This is a genomic window from Streptomyces sp. NPDC012637 (assembly GCF_042954805.1).
Lineage (GTDB): Bacteria > Actinomycetota > Actinomycetes > Streptomycetales > Streptomycetaceae > Streptomyces.
Genome location: NZ_JBIBDS010000003.1, coordinates 169,458 through 184,500, shown reverse-complemented (window position 1 = coordinate 184,500; position 15,043 = coordinate 169,458). Strand labels below are relative to the sequence as shown.

The following is a 15,043-nucleotide window of genomic DNA, read 5'->3' as shown; positions in this document are numbered from 1 at the left end:
AGCGGATGGTGCTTGTAGGAGAGTTCTTCCTAGCTGAAGACGACGAGTCAGCAGTGCGGGTAGGGCCGCGCAAGAGCCATGATTTTCCTGCCGTGCTGTGTGACGGCATCTATCCGGATGACGCAGTTCCGAGGTGGGAAGCTCTGTTGACGGGGGCGGAGAGTCCGCTCCGGTACGTGGTGCCCATGGCCAACGATGGCTTCACTGTCTTCGCTGTTCCGCAGGCGCTCTCGACGGCCTTGGCCAGGGCAAGAACGGATCAGCTCAGAACTACCGCTCTCACGTGGGCCAAGACCGCCTCCGAGATGGGCGATGAGATTGGGCCGAGCAGTGCCGTCGACCTCCTTGAGCGTCTGTCAGCCCTAGTCATGAGTCGTGCGGAGAGAGGCCCGAGCCTGTACTGCTGGTACTTCGCGCCCTGACCTCATCCCGCTGACATTCCTGTAGTCGTGGTCCCATCCCTCACCGGGACAGCACGAGCGGCTACTCGCCCCGACACAGCTGGAGTGATCGGCCGGACAGGTCCTAGCGGCGGACCGTACAGCAACTCTCAAGCAGCTCAGGCTCCCGCAGAATCAGGCGCCTCAGCCCACCGCACGATCACACGGTCGCGCGTGTTCGCGTTCCGGCCCCTACCGACGGACTTGGTGATCCTCACGGAGTCGACGAAAAGCGCCAGGAACTCCCGTTTCTTCTTCAGGTCCCACGCCGCCCATGTCGACCCCTCCCCGATGGGGTCTCCGTCCACGCTCGTCCAATCGTTGGGAATCTGGATGCTTCGGTTGCCGGTCGCCTCCAGCTCCGCCAGCCGTTCGGCCGTCCGCTCCTCGTGGGCAGCCAACCGCGCCATGGACTCCCTGAACATCTGCGCACCGGTCTCGTCGGCGTAGACGCCGGCCAGCCGGTCCACGTGGAGGATGCGGCGGGACTCCCGTACGTGTTCCAACTCGGCTCGTACCGCCGCGCGTTCCGCGTCTGGCTGGGACGTGTCCTGTTGGCGGGCGAAGCGCCGCGACGCCTCGGCCAGCCACTCAAGGTCTTCTGGGTCATCGGGGTCCATGGCCGTGAGACGTGCCCACACCCGGCCGGCGGTCTCGCTGTCTGCCGCGTCCTGGCCGATGACGAGACCACCGTGGCCCGGGACCACTCCCCCGGCCCGGTTGCACTTGTAGTAGAACTTCCCAGCCCGCCGGTCGGTCACCATCACGGAACCGCAGACGTCACAGAACAGCAGGCCGTGTCCGGCCAGCAGGGTCGGGATGCGTCGGCCCGCTCGTACGACCACCTGCGTCCGGCCGTCCAGCACGTGCTGAAGCTTCCACCACTCATCCGTGGGGATCAGCGCTTCGTGTGACTGGACGGGCTGCCCTTCGTCGTCACGCAGGATGACGCGCTTCCCCGTCTTGCCGGGGACGGGGTTGCCATCGGCGTCCTTGGTCGCCTGTACCCGTCCCTGCCACTCGATCGCGTGCCCCGCAAGGCGCGGGTCCCGCAGGATGCGCAGGACGGTGGACGACACCCACGCGGGCCGCTCCACGGCTTCCGAGACTCCGCGTGCACGGCGCGAGGCGAGGCGCTTGGCCCCCGACTCCCCCAGGGACTCCGCCTTCGTGGGTACGCCGTCCTCATTGAACCGCTTGGCGATCTGCGAGGCGGAGATGCCTTCCGCCGCCCACTTGGCCATGTCACGGACGTGCGGGGCTTCCACCGGGTCCGGGACGAGTCGGACGACCGACAGCTTGCCGCTGGTCGCCCTCTCCGCCGTGAAGCCGTACGGAGCGACGCCGGAGACATGGCTACCGGCCCGCCGCAGCGTGCCCTTGGTGGCGGAGACGTACGCCGACTTCATGTCGGACTCCTGCTGCGCCAGACCCGCGATGATGGCGAGGATGCCGACCCCGACCGGGGTGGACGTGTCGAGGTACGGCTCCTCGACGCTCACCAGCCGGACGCCGTGCGTCTCCAGCTCCTCGATGATCCGCATGGTCCCACCCCGACTTGCCCACGTCCTCGAAGTGGCCCGCGTCGCTCCACCCCTTCGACGCGATCAGCGAGGCGCACCGTTCGCGCTGCGCCACGGGCGATGCCTGCGAGTCGTCCTCACGCCGCTTTGACTGGCGGATGTACGAGACTGCTCGTACGTGATCAAGGCTCGGCGCAGCGCCCGGCCTGTGCTTCCTGAGAGGTGTCATGTGCCTAGTGTGGTAAAGATCAACGTCCTGACCGTGCCCGCCGAGCAGCGCGAGGTCCTGGAGCAGCGCTTCGCCTCGCGCGCCGGCGCCGTCGAGGGCTCGGACGGCTTCGAGTGGTTCGAGCTGCTGCGCCCGCTGGAGGGCACCGACCAGTACCTGGTGTACACCCGCTGGCGCAGCGAGGAGGACTTCCAGAACTGGATGAACGGTTCCATGAAGGCCGCGCACCAGGGCACCCCGGCGGGCGAGGGCGGCGCGGAGGGCGGGCGGCCCAAGCCGGCCGCGACCGGATCGACCCTGTGGTCGTTCGAAGTCGTCCAGCAGGCGTCGCCCAGGAATTGAGCTGCGTCCCGGGTCGTGCGCGCCGCAGAATGGCGCGCATGACCTGGTCCTTCTCTCCCGAGCGCGCCGACGCTCCCGACGCCACCGTCCTGCGCCGCGACTACTACGGCGACGTCGCCGGCCGCTACTTCCAGCGCGTCCTGACCGAGGACGAGTACGACCAGGAGATGATCGACGACGGGCTCGACCTGCTCGCCCCGCCCACCGGTGCCTTCCTCGTCGGCCGCTACGAGGGCGAGCCGGCCGCCTGCGGCGGCCTCGTACTGCTCGACGCCGAACGCGCCGAGCTGACCCGCGTGTTCATCCGCCCCTCCTTCCGCGGCACCGGCGGCGCGGACCTCCTCCTGCACGGCCTGGAGGACGCGGCGCGCGCACTGGGCGCCCGCCGCACGGTCCTCAACACCCGCCTGGACCTGGTGGAGGCGCGGGCGCTGTACACGCGCAACGGCTACGCGGAGATCCCGGCGTACTGCTCGGGCCCGTACATGGAGATCTGGTACGGCAAGGAGCTCTAGGCGGCGCCTTCAAATGATCTTGCCAGTCGTGCTCGATCCGCCACCGCATCTTCGCCCACCGCAGCACGGCTTCGACGGGCGTGTCCGGCGGCAGCTTGGAGATCCAGCAGCAGGCCGGGGGCGGTCTCCTCGGCGGGCCACCGGGAGAGCGCGACGACACATCAGCCGGTCCAGGTCCCGGATGGTCTGATCAGGTGGAGATCCGCTGCAGGCCGGGCTCGGCCGAAACGGGACGGCGTCGGCCGGCCGCGACGACGACGGGGCCCCGGCCCGGGCACCCGCAGGCGCTCTGAACCGGGGCCCCCGCTTCGCTCAGAAGCTGAACCGACCCGTGATCGGGTAGTGGTCGGACTGGCCCGCGTCGGTCGTCACCGCGCACGACACGACGGTGCCCGACGGGGGACCGAACAGGTAGTCGATCTTGATGCTGCGGGTCGCCAGCGGCTTCGTCGACCGGCCGTCACGCGGCCGCGTGCTCGACAGGCCCTCGTCGCACTCCTCGTCCGCCGCGTAGGCGGACGTCATGATGTCCTTGGGGGTGTCCGGCGAGGCGGAGTCCGGAGGGACGGAGTTGAAGTCGCCACCGTAGACGGTGCGGTAGCCGGCCATCGTGTACGAGCGGACCATCCTCTGCATCTCCGCGGCCTGCTCGGCGCGCTTCGTGCCGTCCGCGTCGTCCGTCGGCAGGCCGGCGCTGAAGTGGGCGGTGCAGAACTGCAGGGCCTGCGCCGGGAGGACGGCGCACATGCCGGCCCGCTGCTCCATGCGCACCCACGTGCCGTCGATGGTCTGGTTCTGCGGGGACGGCAGGTCGTACGAGTGGTACCACTCGTTGGCGTCCGGCAGGGCGAGTCCGATGCCGTAGGAGCCGCGGTCCTTCCAGGCGCCCGACGAACCGGCGTTGTCACAGGTCCTCGCGGCCTCCAGCGAGGAGCCGTCGACGGTGAACTTGATGGGCGCGAAGCGCACGTCCCATCCGGTGCCCGTCTTCGCCTCGAGGGCGGTCTCGATGGACTTGGCGTGCGACTCGCACATCTCCTGGAGGAAGACGGCGCGGTACGTGCGTGCCTCCGCGTCGGTGCCCATCCGGCCGATGATCTGCGAGGCCAGGGACGGGCCTTCCACGCGATGGTTGGCGCAGGCGGAGTTGTGGTTCGCGCAGACGTTCCACGACATCACGCGGAAGTCGGCGGCCGGAGCGGGGGAGGCGGGGGCGGGGCGGCCTCCCAGGTCGCTCGCGTTCTCCTCGGCGAGGTAGACGAGCTGGAACTTCTGCCAGGAACCGACGGAGGTGCCGCGGGCGCGCAGCAGCCCCGCGTCCGCGCCGGGGTCCTGGACCTCGGCGGTCACGTACCGGTAGCCGTCGTTCGTTGCGGCCTTCAGGGCGTACGTGCCGTCGGTCTGCTTCTCCAGGCGGAGCTTCTCCCATTCGCCGGAAGTGGTGCCCCGGGCGCGCAGCAGGTTCTGGTAGCTGCCCGTATAGCTGCGCTCGGTCGTGACGTAGTTCCCGTTCGCCTCCGAACGCAGGGTGGCGGTCACCCCCTTGTCGTCGGTGTGCAGGGTGAACTTCTCCCAGGACCCCAGATCGGCCGGCGAGGCGGCAGAGGTGCGCGCGCGGAGCATGGCCTCCCCGCTGCCGGTCTTGGAAATCTCCACCGACACGTAGAGATTCCCGGCGCCCACGGACCTGAGCGCGTACTTGTCGCTCGCCGTGACGGGCACGGACCGGCTCTCCACCGCCTGGGCCTGCGCCGGTGTCATCGCTATCACCGCGAACAGAGCGGAACACAGCACCGCCAGGCGGCGCGCTGCCTGTCTCATTCTCGTACCTCGCTTGGGGCGGAAACGCTCGGAAGATCAAACGAGGCACAGTAATGATCCACTGATCCGTCGGCAAGGATCATCAGGAGAGTCCGTCGGATCCCATCGCCGCGGCTGCGGTGCTGTGCCTTCGACGACGCCGACCGTTCACGCACCACCGGCCGCATGCAGGAACTGACCCTAAGAGACGGACGGATTTCGCGCCGGTGTTCGTGCGGAGCACATTCGGGCTCGAACGCTCCTCCCTTTATGGCTGACGTGCAGGGAGGAGGCGCATGGGAATTGGGTGAGCGGGATACTCCTGGAGAAAATCACACGGAGGTTTGCGTGCGCACGAAACTTGTCCTCGCTGCTGCGACGGCTCTGCTCACCGCCACGGTGACACTCCCTGCCTCCGCCGGCGCCGCCGCGGCGCCTCGGGGCATCCCCGACTGCCCGCAGGAAAGGATGTGCATGTACACCGCCCTCTTCTTCGAGGGCGGCCGAACGGAGATGCAGCTTCCTCGGCCGGGAGAGTGCCGTTGGGGCGACTACATCGAAGGCCAGTCCTTTCACAACAACAGCCAGTCGTTGGCGGTCGTCGTCTGGGAACACGAGGACTGCTCGGGCCAACACGAGCGCTTCGGCTGGGGTGAGTATGACAGCGCCCGTACCTTCCTCTACCGCGGCATCACCCTGGCATGAGCGGGCCGGTACTGCGCGGTGTGCCCAGGCGGACAACGTCTCGAGGGGTTTCGCGGATCTCCGTCTGGTCTTGTCGTGGTGGGTGTGCGGCAGTTCGCCGGCTGTACGAGGGCTGGGGAGCTCGCCGCGGTGCGGGGCCGGTTGGAGGAGTTCGCGGCGGAGGTGTTCGCGCCGTTGGTGCGTCGGGATGCCGGCCTCGCCCAGGGCACGGCAGCGGGCGGCCCACCGCCGGGCGGTGGTGGGCGATTCATGGAAACGTTCGGCGGCACGGCCCTAGGCGTGGTGGTCGCGCGGCGGCTCCGGTGAGCGGGGCCGTTCCGCGTCGGAGCCGCCCAGCTCGGCCGTCAGCTCCTCGACCAGCTTCACCAGGTCGGTGGGCCGGTCCGGCCCCCACCAGTCGCCGAGCAGCTCGGACAGCGAGTCCTCACGCGCCTTGGCGAGCCGTACCGCCGTCCGGGCCCCGTCCTCGGTGAGCACCAGCTGGAGCCCTTCCCTGGTCACCAGCCGCCGCTCCTCCAGCTGCCGGGCGGCCTCGGTGATCGCCCTCAGCGGTACGGGCGTGGCGTCGGCGAGCCGGGCGGGCTCGACGGCGCCGTGGCGGCGGACCCGCAGCAGCAGCCAGCTCGACGCGGGCAGCAGGTCGAGCCCGGCGCGGGCGGTGATCTTCTCGTAGACGGCCTTGCGGCCCTCCCGCGACCCGAGCACCGACAGGGCGCGGGCGCACTCGTCGTACGAGGAGCGCTCGACCGGGTTGGAGGCGAGGGTCTGGCTGGTGTCGGGCGCGGTGACGGAGCCGCGCAGCGGGTCCTCTTTGAGGAACCAGGCGACGACGAAGGCGACGAGGACGACCGGCGCCGCGTACAGGAACACGTCGGTGATGGACGTGGCGTAGGCGTGCAGGACGGCGGGCTGCAGCCCGGGCGGGAGCCCGGCGAGGGCGCGCGGGTCGGCGGCGAGCTGGTCGGGGCCGGTGCCGGGCGGGACGTCCTGGCCGGCGAGGGCGTCCTCCAGCTTGTGGGTGAGCCGGCTGGTGAAGATCGTGCCGAAGATCGCGACGCCGAAGGAGGCGCCGATGGAGCGGAAGAAGGTGGCTCCGGAGGTGGCGACGCCGAGGTCCTCGTAGGAGACGGCGTTCTGCACGACGAGGACCAGGACCTGCATGACGAGACCGAGTCCGGCGCCGAAGACGAAGAAGCAGACGCTCATCTCCCAGGTGGAGCTGGTCTCGGTGAGCCGGTGGAGGAGCAGCAGACCGAGCGCGGTGACGGCGGTCCCGGCGATCGGGAACACCTTCCAGCGGCCGGTGCGGGACACGATCTGCCCGGAGGCGGTCGAGGTGAGCAGCATGCCGACGACCATGGGCAGCATGTGCACGCCGGACATCGTGGGGCTGACGCCCTGGACGACCTGGAGGAAGGTCGGCAGATAGGTCATCGCGCCGAACATGGCGAAGCCGACGACGAAGCTGATGACGGAGACCAGGGTGAAGGTGCGGATCCGGAACAGCTTGAGCGGGAGGACCGGTTCGGCGGCGCGCCGCTCGACGTACACGAACCAGGCGAGGAGCACGGCGCCGAGGACGACGAGGCCGACGATCTGCGGCGAGCCCCAGTCCCACGTGGTGCCGCCGAGCGAGGCGACCAGGACCAGACAGGTCGCGACCGAGGCGATGAGGAAGGTGCCGAGGTAGTCGATGCGGTGGCGGGTCGCGCGGGCCGGGATGTGCAGGACGGCGGCGATGACGAAGAGGGCGACGATCCCGATCGGCAGGTTGACGTAGAAGACCCACCGCCACGAGAGGTGCTCGGTGAACAGGCCGCCGAGCAGCGGGCCGAGGACGCTGGTGGCGCCGAAGACCGCGCCGAAGAGGCCCTGGTAGCGGCCGCGTTCGCGGGGCGGGACGAGGTCGCCGACGATCGCCATGGACAGGACCATGAGTCCGCCGCCGCCGAGGCCCTGGAGCGCGCGGAAGCCGATGAGCTGGGGCATGTTCTGGGCGATGCCGCAGAGTGCCGAGCCGGCGAGGAAGATGACGATGGCGCCCTGGAAGAGCTTCTTGCGCCCGTACTGGTCGCCGAGTTTGCCCCAGAGGGGCGTGGCGGCGGTCGAGGCCAGCATGTAGGCGGTGACGACCCAGGACAGGTGCTCCATGCCGCCGAGCTCGCTGACGATGGTCGGCAGAGCGGTGGAGACGATGGTCTGGTCCAGGGCGGCGAGGAGCATGCCGAGCAGCAGCGCGCCGATCGCGACGATGACGGTGCGGTGGCTCTGCCCCTCCCCCGGCACGGGGCCGCCACCGGCGTGCGGCGCGCGTACTTCCTGGGCCATGGGCGTCTCCTCCGGTCCGGGCCGTGGGGCTCCGACACCTCACCATCCTGGGGTGTTTGCCCCGTTCTGGCCTGCGGAGGAGCACAGCTGTTCACCCTGTGGCAGTGACCGGCCTGCATAATCGCTCGGAGTTGACCGGGGAGGGGACCCATCGATGTCCGGACACGTCTGTCTCGAATGCGGTGTACACAGACCTGGCTGCGCCTGCGAGCGCGCGCAGGCGCAGGCCGCCGAGCTGGCCGCGGCGGAGGACTTCGACCCGCTGCGCATCCGGCCGTACGTGACGCTGAGCGCCACGGAGGGCGAGCCGTCGGTACCGCCGGAGGCGGGCGGGGCCGCGGCGCCGGAGGCGGGCGGTGGTCCGTCGGCGGCCGGCGGGCCCATGCAGACGGCGGGCGGGCCCATGCCGGCGGCGGGGTCGATGGCGGCGGGTGGGGCGATGCCCGGGGTCGGACCGATGCCGGGTGCATGGTCGATGCCGGGGGGTGGGTCGATGCCCGCTGAAGCGCCGGTGCAGGGGCAGGTGCGCGCGCAGGAGGTGCGGGGCGGGGCGGAGCCGGCCGGAGGGCCGGAGACGATGGAGCTTCTGCTGCCCGGGGCCGCGGGCGGGGTGACGCCGGTCGGGGTGGCGCCGAACGGGATGGCGCCGAACGGGATGGGGCCGGCGGGGGCGGCGTCGACCGCGGCGTACGAGAACCCGTACGGCGGGCACGAGGCCGACCACGCGGGTGACCGCCCCGACGGCCACCTGAGCGGATATCCGGGCGGCCACCCGGACAGCTACCCGGACGGCCGCGCAGATGGACATGCGGACGGATATGCGGACCGATACGCGGACGGACATGCGGACGACGGTCCCGCGCTGACCCTCGCTTACGCCCCCGAGGGGCGTGGGGCCGGGCGGCGGCGCGGGCGCGGCGCCGTGATCGCGGGCGCGGTCGCGGCGGCCGTGGTCGGCACGGCCGTCCTGGCCGCCGCGCTGATCGGCGGTGACGACGGCACGGACGACCGGGCCGCCGTCCCGGAGGTCACCACCAGCGCGTCCGAGAACGTGGCCGTGTCCGAGGCCCCGACCACCACCCCCTCCGGATCGGCTTCGGCCTCGGCCGACCCGTCCCCGTCGTCCGGATCCGGGTCGGCGTCACCGGCGGCCATCCGGACCGGGGCCTCCGGCACCGGCGCCTCCACCCCGCCGAGGACGACGGCCGCGCCGACGCGCCCGAGCGCGACGGCCGCGCCCACGAACGGCCCCGCCGAGGAGCCGACGCTCAGCCTCGGCTCCTCGGGCGCGGAGGTGTCGGAGCTCCAGCGGCGCCTGCGTGAGCTGTGGCTCTACGACGGCCCGATCAACGGCTCGTACAACCGGAAGGTCGAACGGGCGGTCGAGCGCTACCAGTCGTACAAGCACATCGAGGAGGACCCGCAGGGCGTCTACGGCCCGTACACGCGGGAGGCGCTGGAGGCGGAGACGGACGGCTGACCCCCGCGGCCGGACCCGCCGCCGGGCGAGGCCGGTCCCGCGATGCGGACGGGATTGGCGGGGCGCCGACACGTTTTGTATCGTGGAGGAACAAAGTGGCCCCGCTCGCACTCCCTGACCGGCGGGCGGGACCACTTCGTACCGTCACGCCTCATCTCCGACACCCCTCCTGGAGATCCCCGATGGCCGCCAGCACCCCGGCGTCGCTCACCGCACGTGCCCTCCTGCTCGACATGGACGGCACGCTCGTCAACTCCGACGCCGTCGTGGAACGCTGCTGGCGGCGCTGGGCGGAGCGGCAGGGCCTGGACCCGGCCGAGGTCCTGACGGTGGTGCACGGGCGCCAGGGCTACGCCACCATGGCCGTGCTGCTCCCGGACCGCCCGATGGCGGAGAACCACGCCGACAACCGGGTGATGCTGGCCGAGGAGACCGCCGACCTCGACGGCGTCGTGCCGGTCCCGGGCGCGCCCGCGTTCATGGCCGCACTCGCAGGACTGCCGCACGCCCTGGTGACCTCGGCCGACGAGGCACTGGCCCGGGCCCGGATGGGCGCGGCGGGCCTGTCGCTGCCGGAGACCCGGGTCACCGCCGAGAGCGTCGGCGCGAGCAAGCCGGCCCCGGAGGGCTTCCTGAAGGGCGCGGCGGCGCTGGGCTTCGAGCCGGCGGACTGCGTGGTCTTCGAGGACTCCGAAGCGGGCATCCAGGCGGGCCGCGCGGCGGGCATGCGCGTGGTCGGCGTCGGACCGCGGGCCGCGGCCCTCGCGCCCGACGTCCACGTCGCCGACCTCACGGGCGTACGGATCGAGCCGACGGCGGACGGCGCGCTCACCCTGACGTTCGCGCAGGCCTGAGAGGCCACGCCCCCTCGGCGCTCTCGGGCCGAGGCAGCAGCCTTCCCGGCCACGGAACCTCGCCGACCGAGCTGGCGGGCCCGTCTTGGCCGACCGACCTGGCCGACCCGACCTCGGCGCGCAACCGTCCTGGCCGGCCCGGCCTCGGCACCTGACCTGGCCGACCCGACCTCGGCGCCTGACCTGGCCGACCCGACCTCGGTGCCTGACCTGGCTGACCGGCCTGAGGCAACCGTCCTGGCCGACCCGACCTCGGCGCCTGACCTGGCCGACCCGACCTCGGTGTCTGACCTGGCCGACCGACCTGAGGCAGCCGCCCTGGCCGACCCGACCTGCGGCAACCGTCCCGGCCGGCCCGGCCTCGGCGCCTGACCTGGCCGACCGACCCGAGGCAACCGTCCTGGCCGACCCGACCTGCGGCAACCGTCCTGGCCGGCCCGGCCTCGGCACCGGCCACCGACTCCGTGGCGACGCGTCCACCGTGACGCGCCGCCGCGGAGTCGTCTGCGCGCCCGCGCACCCACTCCTCGCCACGCGCGCTCCCCCGGACGCACCCAATTCCCGCACGCCCGGGGCACGTCACACCCCTTGATGTGACGTGTGCATGTCGCCACTCTGTTACCTGGCGCACCCCTCACGGAAACCAGGCGCCGCCACGATGACCGGGCCACCCGGCGCCCGGGGCCAGCCCCGGTGGGCCGGAATCCGGTCAAGGTCCCCCCACTTCAAGGGAGTTCGCATGCCCGTCGCCAATGTCTACGCGCGTCGCATAGCAGTCCTCGCCGCCTCCGCCGCCCTGACCGTCACCGGCCTCCTCGCCACCGCCCCGGCGGCCCAGGCCTCCCCGCCGACCCCTGTCAGCGCCTCCACCGCCCGCACGTACCTCGCCTCCCTCACGGTGAAGGCGGAAGGTTCCTCCACCGGCTACAGCCGGGACCTCTTCCCCCACTGGATCACCCAGTCCGGCACCTGCAACACCCGCGAGGTGGTCCTCAAGCGCGACGGCGTCAACGTCGTCCAGGACTCCAGTTGTGCGGCGGTCAGCGGCAGTTGGTTCTCCGAGTACGACGGCGCCACGTGGACCGTCGCCTCCGACCTGGACATCGACCACGTGGTCCCGCTCGCGGAGGCCTGGCGCTCGGGCGCCAACTCCTGGACCACCAGCAAGCGTCAGGGCTTCGCCAACGACCTGACCCGCCCGCAGCTGATCGCGGTCACGGACAACGTGAACCAGTCGAAGGGCGACCAGGACCCGGGCGAGTGGATGCCGCCGCGCACGTCGTACCACTGCATGTACGCCCGGATGTGGGTCCAGGTGAAGTACTACTACGGCCTCAGCGTCGACTCGGCGGAGAAGAGCGCGCTGCAGTCGGTCCTCAACGGCTGCTGACCCGGGCACCCGGCGCCCGGCTCGCGGGCTACGGGCTACGGGCTACGGGCTACGGGCTACGGGCTACGGGCTACGGGCTACGGGCTACGGGCTACGAAATCAGTTGTTGAACTTGCAAGCAATAGTGAGGGGTGCCTAACCTAAGGACCTCGGTTCCCGTCCCCCACGGCCCGCGCCCCCGGGCACGGGCCAGACCGAAGGAGTCCTTCCCCCATGAACTCGCTTGCGAACCGCCTGAACCAGGCCCAGCCCTACGCGCTCGGCCTCTTCCGGATCGTCGTCGGCCTGCTCTTCGCCTGCCACGGCGTCGCCTCCCTCTTCGGATGGATCGGCGGCGCCGGCGGCAGCGGCGGCACGATCCCGAGCGGCACCTGGCCGGGCTGGTACGCGGCGGTCATCCAGCTCGTCGCGGGCGGCCTGGTCCTGCTGGGCCTGGGTACGCGCGGCGCGGCGTTCATCGCGTCCGGCTCGATGGCGTACGCGTACTTCGACGTGCACCAGTCCCAGGCGCTGTTCCCGCTCCAGAACGGCGGCGAGTCCGCGGCTCTGTTCGCCTGGGCCTTCCTGCTGCTCGTCTTCACCGGGCCGGGCGCGCTCGCGCTCGGCGGCCTCTTCGGTGCGCGCGGCACGGCCGCGGAGGGCTCGGAGGAGAAGCGGGCGACGACGGTCGCCGCGTAGGACGCGCGCGGCCGGGTCGAAGCCTGCCGAAGCCCGTTCACCGACCGGGGCCGGGGACCGCGAGGGCGGATTCCGGCCCCGGTCGGCGTCCGGGCACGGGCCGCCGCGTAGGCTCTGGCCCCGTGAACGTGCTCGACGGCACGGGGTGGTCACTGCAGTCGCTGACCGCGGGCCCGTGGATCTACGCGGCGGTGACGACGTCGATCCTCCTCGACGTCTTCCTGCCGGTGCTGCCGAGCGGCATCCTGGTGGTCACGGCCGCCACCGCCGCCTCGGCGACGGCGGCCGGCGCCCTGGGCACGCCGGGGACCACCGGCATCACGGGCACGGCCGGGGCGGAAGCCGCCGCGTACGCCCCCGCCCTGCTGCCGCTGCTGATCTGCGCGGCCACCGCCTCGATGCTCGGCGACCTCGCCGCGTACCACCTGGCCCGCCGCGGGGGCACCCGGTTCGGGCACGCCGTGGCCCGCTCGCGCCGCCTGACGGCGGCGCAGGAACGTCTCGGCGAGACCCTGGCACGGGGCGGCGGACTGCTCGTCGTCCTCGCCCGCTTCGCGCCCGCCGGCCGCTCCGTCGTCTCTCTCGGCGCGGGCGCGACCGGGCGCCGGCTGCGCGACTTCCTGCCGTGGTCGGCGCTGGCGGCCGTGGTGTGGGCGACGTACGGCGTGGGGCTCGGCTGGCTCGGCGGCCGCTGGCTGGGCGCGACCTGGCTCGGCGCCTGCGTCCCGGTCCTGGCGCTCTTCCTGGCGGGCTCGCTCGCGGCCTATGTCATACGGCGTCCGGCTGCGGCTCCGGCGCCGGCGGCCTGACCGGGTGCGCCCCGCGGACCTCCAGGTCCGCGAGGAGGCGTGCGGTTGCCTCCGCGACCTCTTCCACGGCGCGGTCGAACACCTCGCGGTTGTGGGCGGCGGGCGCGCGGAAGCCGGAGACCTTGCGGACGAACTGCAACGCGGCGGCGTGGATGTCGTCGCCGGTGGCCTCGTGGGGCAGGGCGGGCGGGCGAAGGGTCTTGATGCTGCGGCACATGCCTCCAGTGTGACGCGCCCCACTGACAACGAGCCGCTCCCGGACGGACCGCCCGCGGCTGGGCCGGACCGCCGCACGGGCCAGTACCCCCGACCCCCGCACGGGCCAGTACCCCCGACCGCCGCACGGGCCAGACCTCCCGACCGTCGCACGGGCGGCCACCGACCAGGCCGCCGTCGCGGATCAGCTCGCCGAACCGACCAAGTCCCCGTGGCGGATGAGGTCACCGGACCGACCAGGTGGCCGTCGCGGATCAGGTCACCGGACCGCTTGGGCCCTTGGACCGACCACCCTGGACCGACCAGGTCGCCGTCGCGGATCAGGCGCCGTCGCACATCAGGTCGCCGTCGCGTATCAGCACCCGAGCCGGTCAGGTCCCCAGCCCCCGGCGGCTGCGCGCGTTGATCTCGGCGGCTCGGGCGCGCAGCTCCCGCATGGGCGTGGCGAGCTGGACGTCGGCGGGGTCGGCCTCCCACTCGCCGCCGCCGTTGACGGGCCGGATGAGGAAGCGCCCGGCGACGCTCGCGACGTAGAAGCCGACCCGTCCGCTGGCGGTGTCGCGGACGAGGTCACCTTTCTCGGGCACTGATTGCACGCAGCCCTCCGTCCATCGGTCCGTCCATCCCTTCCGTCGCCCGCTCCGTACGACGCGGAGACCGGTACGACGCGGAGATCAGATAGATACACCCAGCGAAGCCTCGAGATCGCACTCTGTCAACGCATCTCTAGAGATGTCCCCCGAAGGATGGATCGCCCGCGCGGGACGGCCCACCGGTGTCCGCTGCCTCCGAGAGGCGCGCCGTAGGGTGTCCCGCAGACGGAAGGGAGTGGTCCACTCATGACTGACCCGGAAAGCGGTCGTCGGCCCAAGTACCAGCGGATCGCCGACGAGTTGAGAACCGCGATCCAGGCGGGCACCTTCGCGCCGGGCGACCGGCTCCCCGGCGAGAACGACCTCATGTCCACCTACGACGTCGCCCGGATGACCGCCCGCCAGGCCCTGTCCGTGCTGCGCAACGAAGGCCTCGCCGAGGCGCGGAAGGGCGCCGGCGTGTTCGTCCGCTCCTTCCGCCCGCTGCGCCGCCGCGGCATCCCGCGGCTCGCCCAGGGCCACTGGGGCAGCGGCCGCTCCGTGTGGTCGGCGGACGTCGCCGAGGACCGCGCGCTCGTGGTCGACCGGATCGAGGTGACCGCCGCCACCCCGGCGGGCGCGCGGGTGGCCCGGATCCTCGGCCTGGACTCCCCGGACGATCCGGTGTGCGTCCGCAGCCGCCGCTTCGTCCTCGACGACCGGCCGGTGCTGTTCTCCGTCTCGTACCTGCCGGCCGCGCTCGCCGAGGGCACCGCCATCACGGAACCGGACACGGGCCCGGGCGGCACGTACGCGCGCCTCACCGAACTGGGCCACCGCCCGGTGCACTTCCGCGAGGAGATCCGCTGCCGCATGCCGACGGCCGAGGAAACGGCCCGGCTCTCCCTCGAGTTCGGCACACCGGTCATCCTGATCGCCCGAACGGCCCTGACGGAGGCGGGAGTCGCGGTCGAACTCAACGAGATGACGCTGGACTCGGCGTCGTACGTCCTGGAGTACGACTTCGACGCTTGACCTCCTGGACGGTGAACGCCCGCCCGGGCCGTGCCTACGCGGCGGCCCCGCCGGACGACGCGGCCGCCTGCCGCCCGGCGGCCTCGGGCGGGTTCCCGCTCACGTCCCGCGCACGTCCTGCCTGCTT

General features: G+C 72.0%; 15 protein-coding genes. 10 read left to right on the top strand and 5 right to left on the bottom strand.

Annotated features, from left to right (window positions below):
• Positions 1-5 precede the first annotated feature (5 nt).
• Positions 6-422, top strand: coding sequence for a hypothetical protein (locus ACFY8W_RS13875; RefSeq protein ID WP_391104334.1), 417 nt, complete (start codon positions 6-8; stop codon positions 420-422).
• A gap of 137 nt (positions 423-559) precedes the next feature.
• On the opposite strand, the gene ACFY8W_RS13870 is transcribed toward ACFY8W_RS13875, so the two are convergent.
• Positions 560-1,984 (bottom strand): recombinase family protein, encoded by a 1,425-nt coding sequence (locus ACFY8W_RS13870; protein ID WP_391104331.1) that lies wholly within the window; start codon positions 1,982-1,984, stop codon positions 560-562.
• A gap of 208 nt (positions 1,985-2,192) precedes the next feature.
• Here ACFY8W_RS13870 and ACFY8W_RS13865 point away from each other — a divergent pair, with 208 nt between their 5' ends.
• Both ACFY8W_RS13865 and ACFY8W_RS13860 read left to right on the top strand, forming a co-directional pair.
• Positions 2,193-2,534 (top strand): antibiotic biosynthesis monooxygenase, encoded by a 342-nt coding sequence (locus ACFY8W_RS13865; protein WP_391104328.1) that lies wholly within the window; start codon positions 2,193-2,195, stop codon positions 2,532-2,534.
• A gap of 29 nt (positions 2,535-2,563) precedes the next feature.
• The gene (locus ACFY8W_RS13860) at positions 2,564-3,049 is read left to right on the top strand and encodes a GNAT family N-acetyltransferase (RefSeq protein WP_391104325.1); all 486 of its coding nucleotides are present in this window, start codon (positions 2,564-2,566) and stop codon (positions 3,047-3,049) included.
• Between the two features lie 312 nt (positions 3,050-3,361).
• On the opposite strand, the gene ACFY8W_RS13855 is transcribed toward ACFY8W_RS13860, so the two are convergent.
• On the bottom strand, positions 3,362-4,870 hold the full coding sequence (locus tag ACFY8W_RS13855) for a hypothetical protein (protein ID WP_391104322.1): 1,509 nt from the start codon (positions 4,868-4,870) through the stop codon (positions 3,362-3,364).
• Positions 4,871-5,197: 327 nt separating this feature from the next.
• Here ACFY8W_RS13855 and ACFY8W_RS13850 point away from each other — a divergent pair, with 327 nt between their 5' ends.
• Positions 5,198-5,554 carry a peptidase inhibitor family I36 protein gene (locus ACFY8W_RS13850; protein WP_391104318.1) on the top strand — a complete coding sequence of 119 codons (357 nt, stop codon included), beginning with the start codon at positions 5,198-5,200 and terminating at the stop codon, positions 5,552-5,554.
• Positions 5,555-5,827: 273 nt separating this feature from the next.
• Here the strand turns inward: ACFY8W_RS13850 and ACFY8W_RS13845 are convergent, their stop codons facing one another.
• Positions 5,828-7,882, bottom strand: coding sequence for a DHA2 family efflux MFS transporter permease subunit (locus ACFY8W_RS13845; RefSeq protein WP_391104317.1), 2,055 nt, complete (start codon positions 7,880-7,882; stop codon positions 5,828-5,830).
• A 154-nt stretch (positions 7,883-8,036) separates the two neighbouring features.
• On the opposite strand from ACFY8W_RS13845, the gene ACFY8W_RS13840 reads away from it, so the two are divergent.
• The 5 genes from ACFY8W_RS13840 (at position 8,037) to ACFY8W_RS13820 (ending at position 13,093) form a co-directional block, all read left to right on the top strand.
• Positions 8,037-9,362: a peptidoglycan-binding protein gene (locus ACFY8W_RS13840; protein WP_391104314.1), complete on the top strand. Its 1,326-nt coding sequence runs from the start codon at positions 8,037-8,039 to the stop codon at positions 9,360-9,362.
• A 182-nt stretch (positions 9,363-9,544) separates the two neighbouring features.
• The gene (locus ACFY8W_RS13835) at positions 9,545-10,216 is read left to right on the top strand and encodes an HAD-IA family hydrolase (RefSeq protein WP_391104311.1); all 672 of its coding nucleotides are present in this window, start codon (positions 9,545-9,547) and stop codon (positions 10,214-10,216) included.
• Positions 10,217-10,955: 739 nt separating this feature from the next.
• A complete protein-coding gene (locus ACFY8W_RS13830; RefSeq protein WP_391104309.1) occupies positions 10,956-11,606 on the top strand; it encodes a DUF1524 domain-containing protein in 651 nt (216 codons plus the stop codon).
• A 213-nt stretch (positions 11,607-11,819) separates the two neighbouring features.
• Entirely contained in the window at positions 11,820-12,284 is a 465-nt protein-coding gene (locus tag ACFY8W_RS13825) for a DoxX family membrane protein (RefSeq protein WP_391104306.1), read from the top strand.
• Between the two features lie 122 nt (positions 12,285-12,406).
• Positions 12,407-13,093, top strand: a complete 687-nt coding sequence (locus ACFY8W_RS13820; RefSeq protein WP_391104303.1) for a VTT domain-containing protein — start codon at positions 12,407-12,409, stop codon at positions 13,091-13,093.
• Here the strand turns inward: ACFY8W_RS13820 and ACFY8W_RS13815 are convergent.
• Positions 13,053-13,310 (bottom strand): DUF2277 family protein, encoded by a 258-nt coding sequence (locus ACFY8W_RS13815; RefSeq protein ID WP_391104301.1) that lies wholly within the window; start codon positions 13,308-13,310, stop codon positions 13,053-13,055. The two genes, ACFY8W_RS13820 and ACFY8W_RS13815, sit on opposite strands and share 41 nt — an antisense overlap.
• 370 nt (positions 13,311-13,680) lie before the next feature.
• Positions 13,681-13,905, bottom strand: a complete 225-nt coding sequence (locus tag ACFY8W_RS13810) for a hypothetical protein (RefSeq protein ID WP_391104298.1) — start codon at positions 13,903-13,905, stop codon at positions 13,681-13,683.
• Between the two features lie 243 nt (positions 13,906-14,148).
• On the opposite strand from ACFY8W_RS13810, the gene ACFY8W_RS13805 reads away from it, so the two are divergent.
• A complete protein-coding gene (locus tag ACFY8W_RS13805; RefSeq protein WP_391104295.1) occupies positions 14,149-14,916 on the top strand; it encodes a UTRA domain-containing protein in 768 nt (255 codons plus the stop codon).
• The last annotated feature ends 127 nt before the right edge of the window (positions 14,917-15,043 follow it).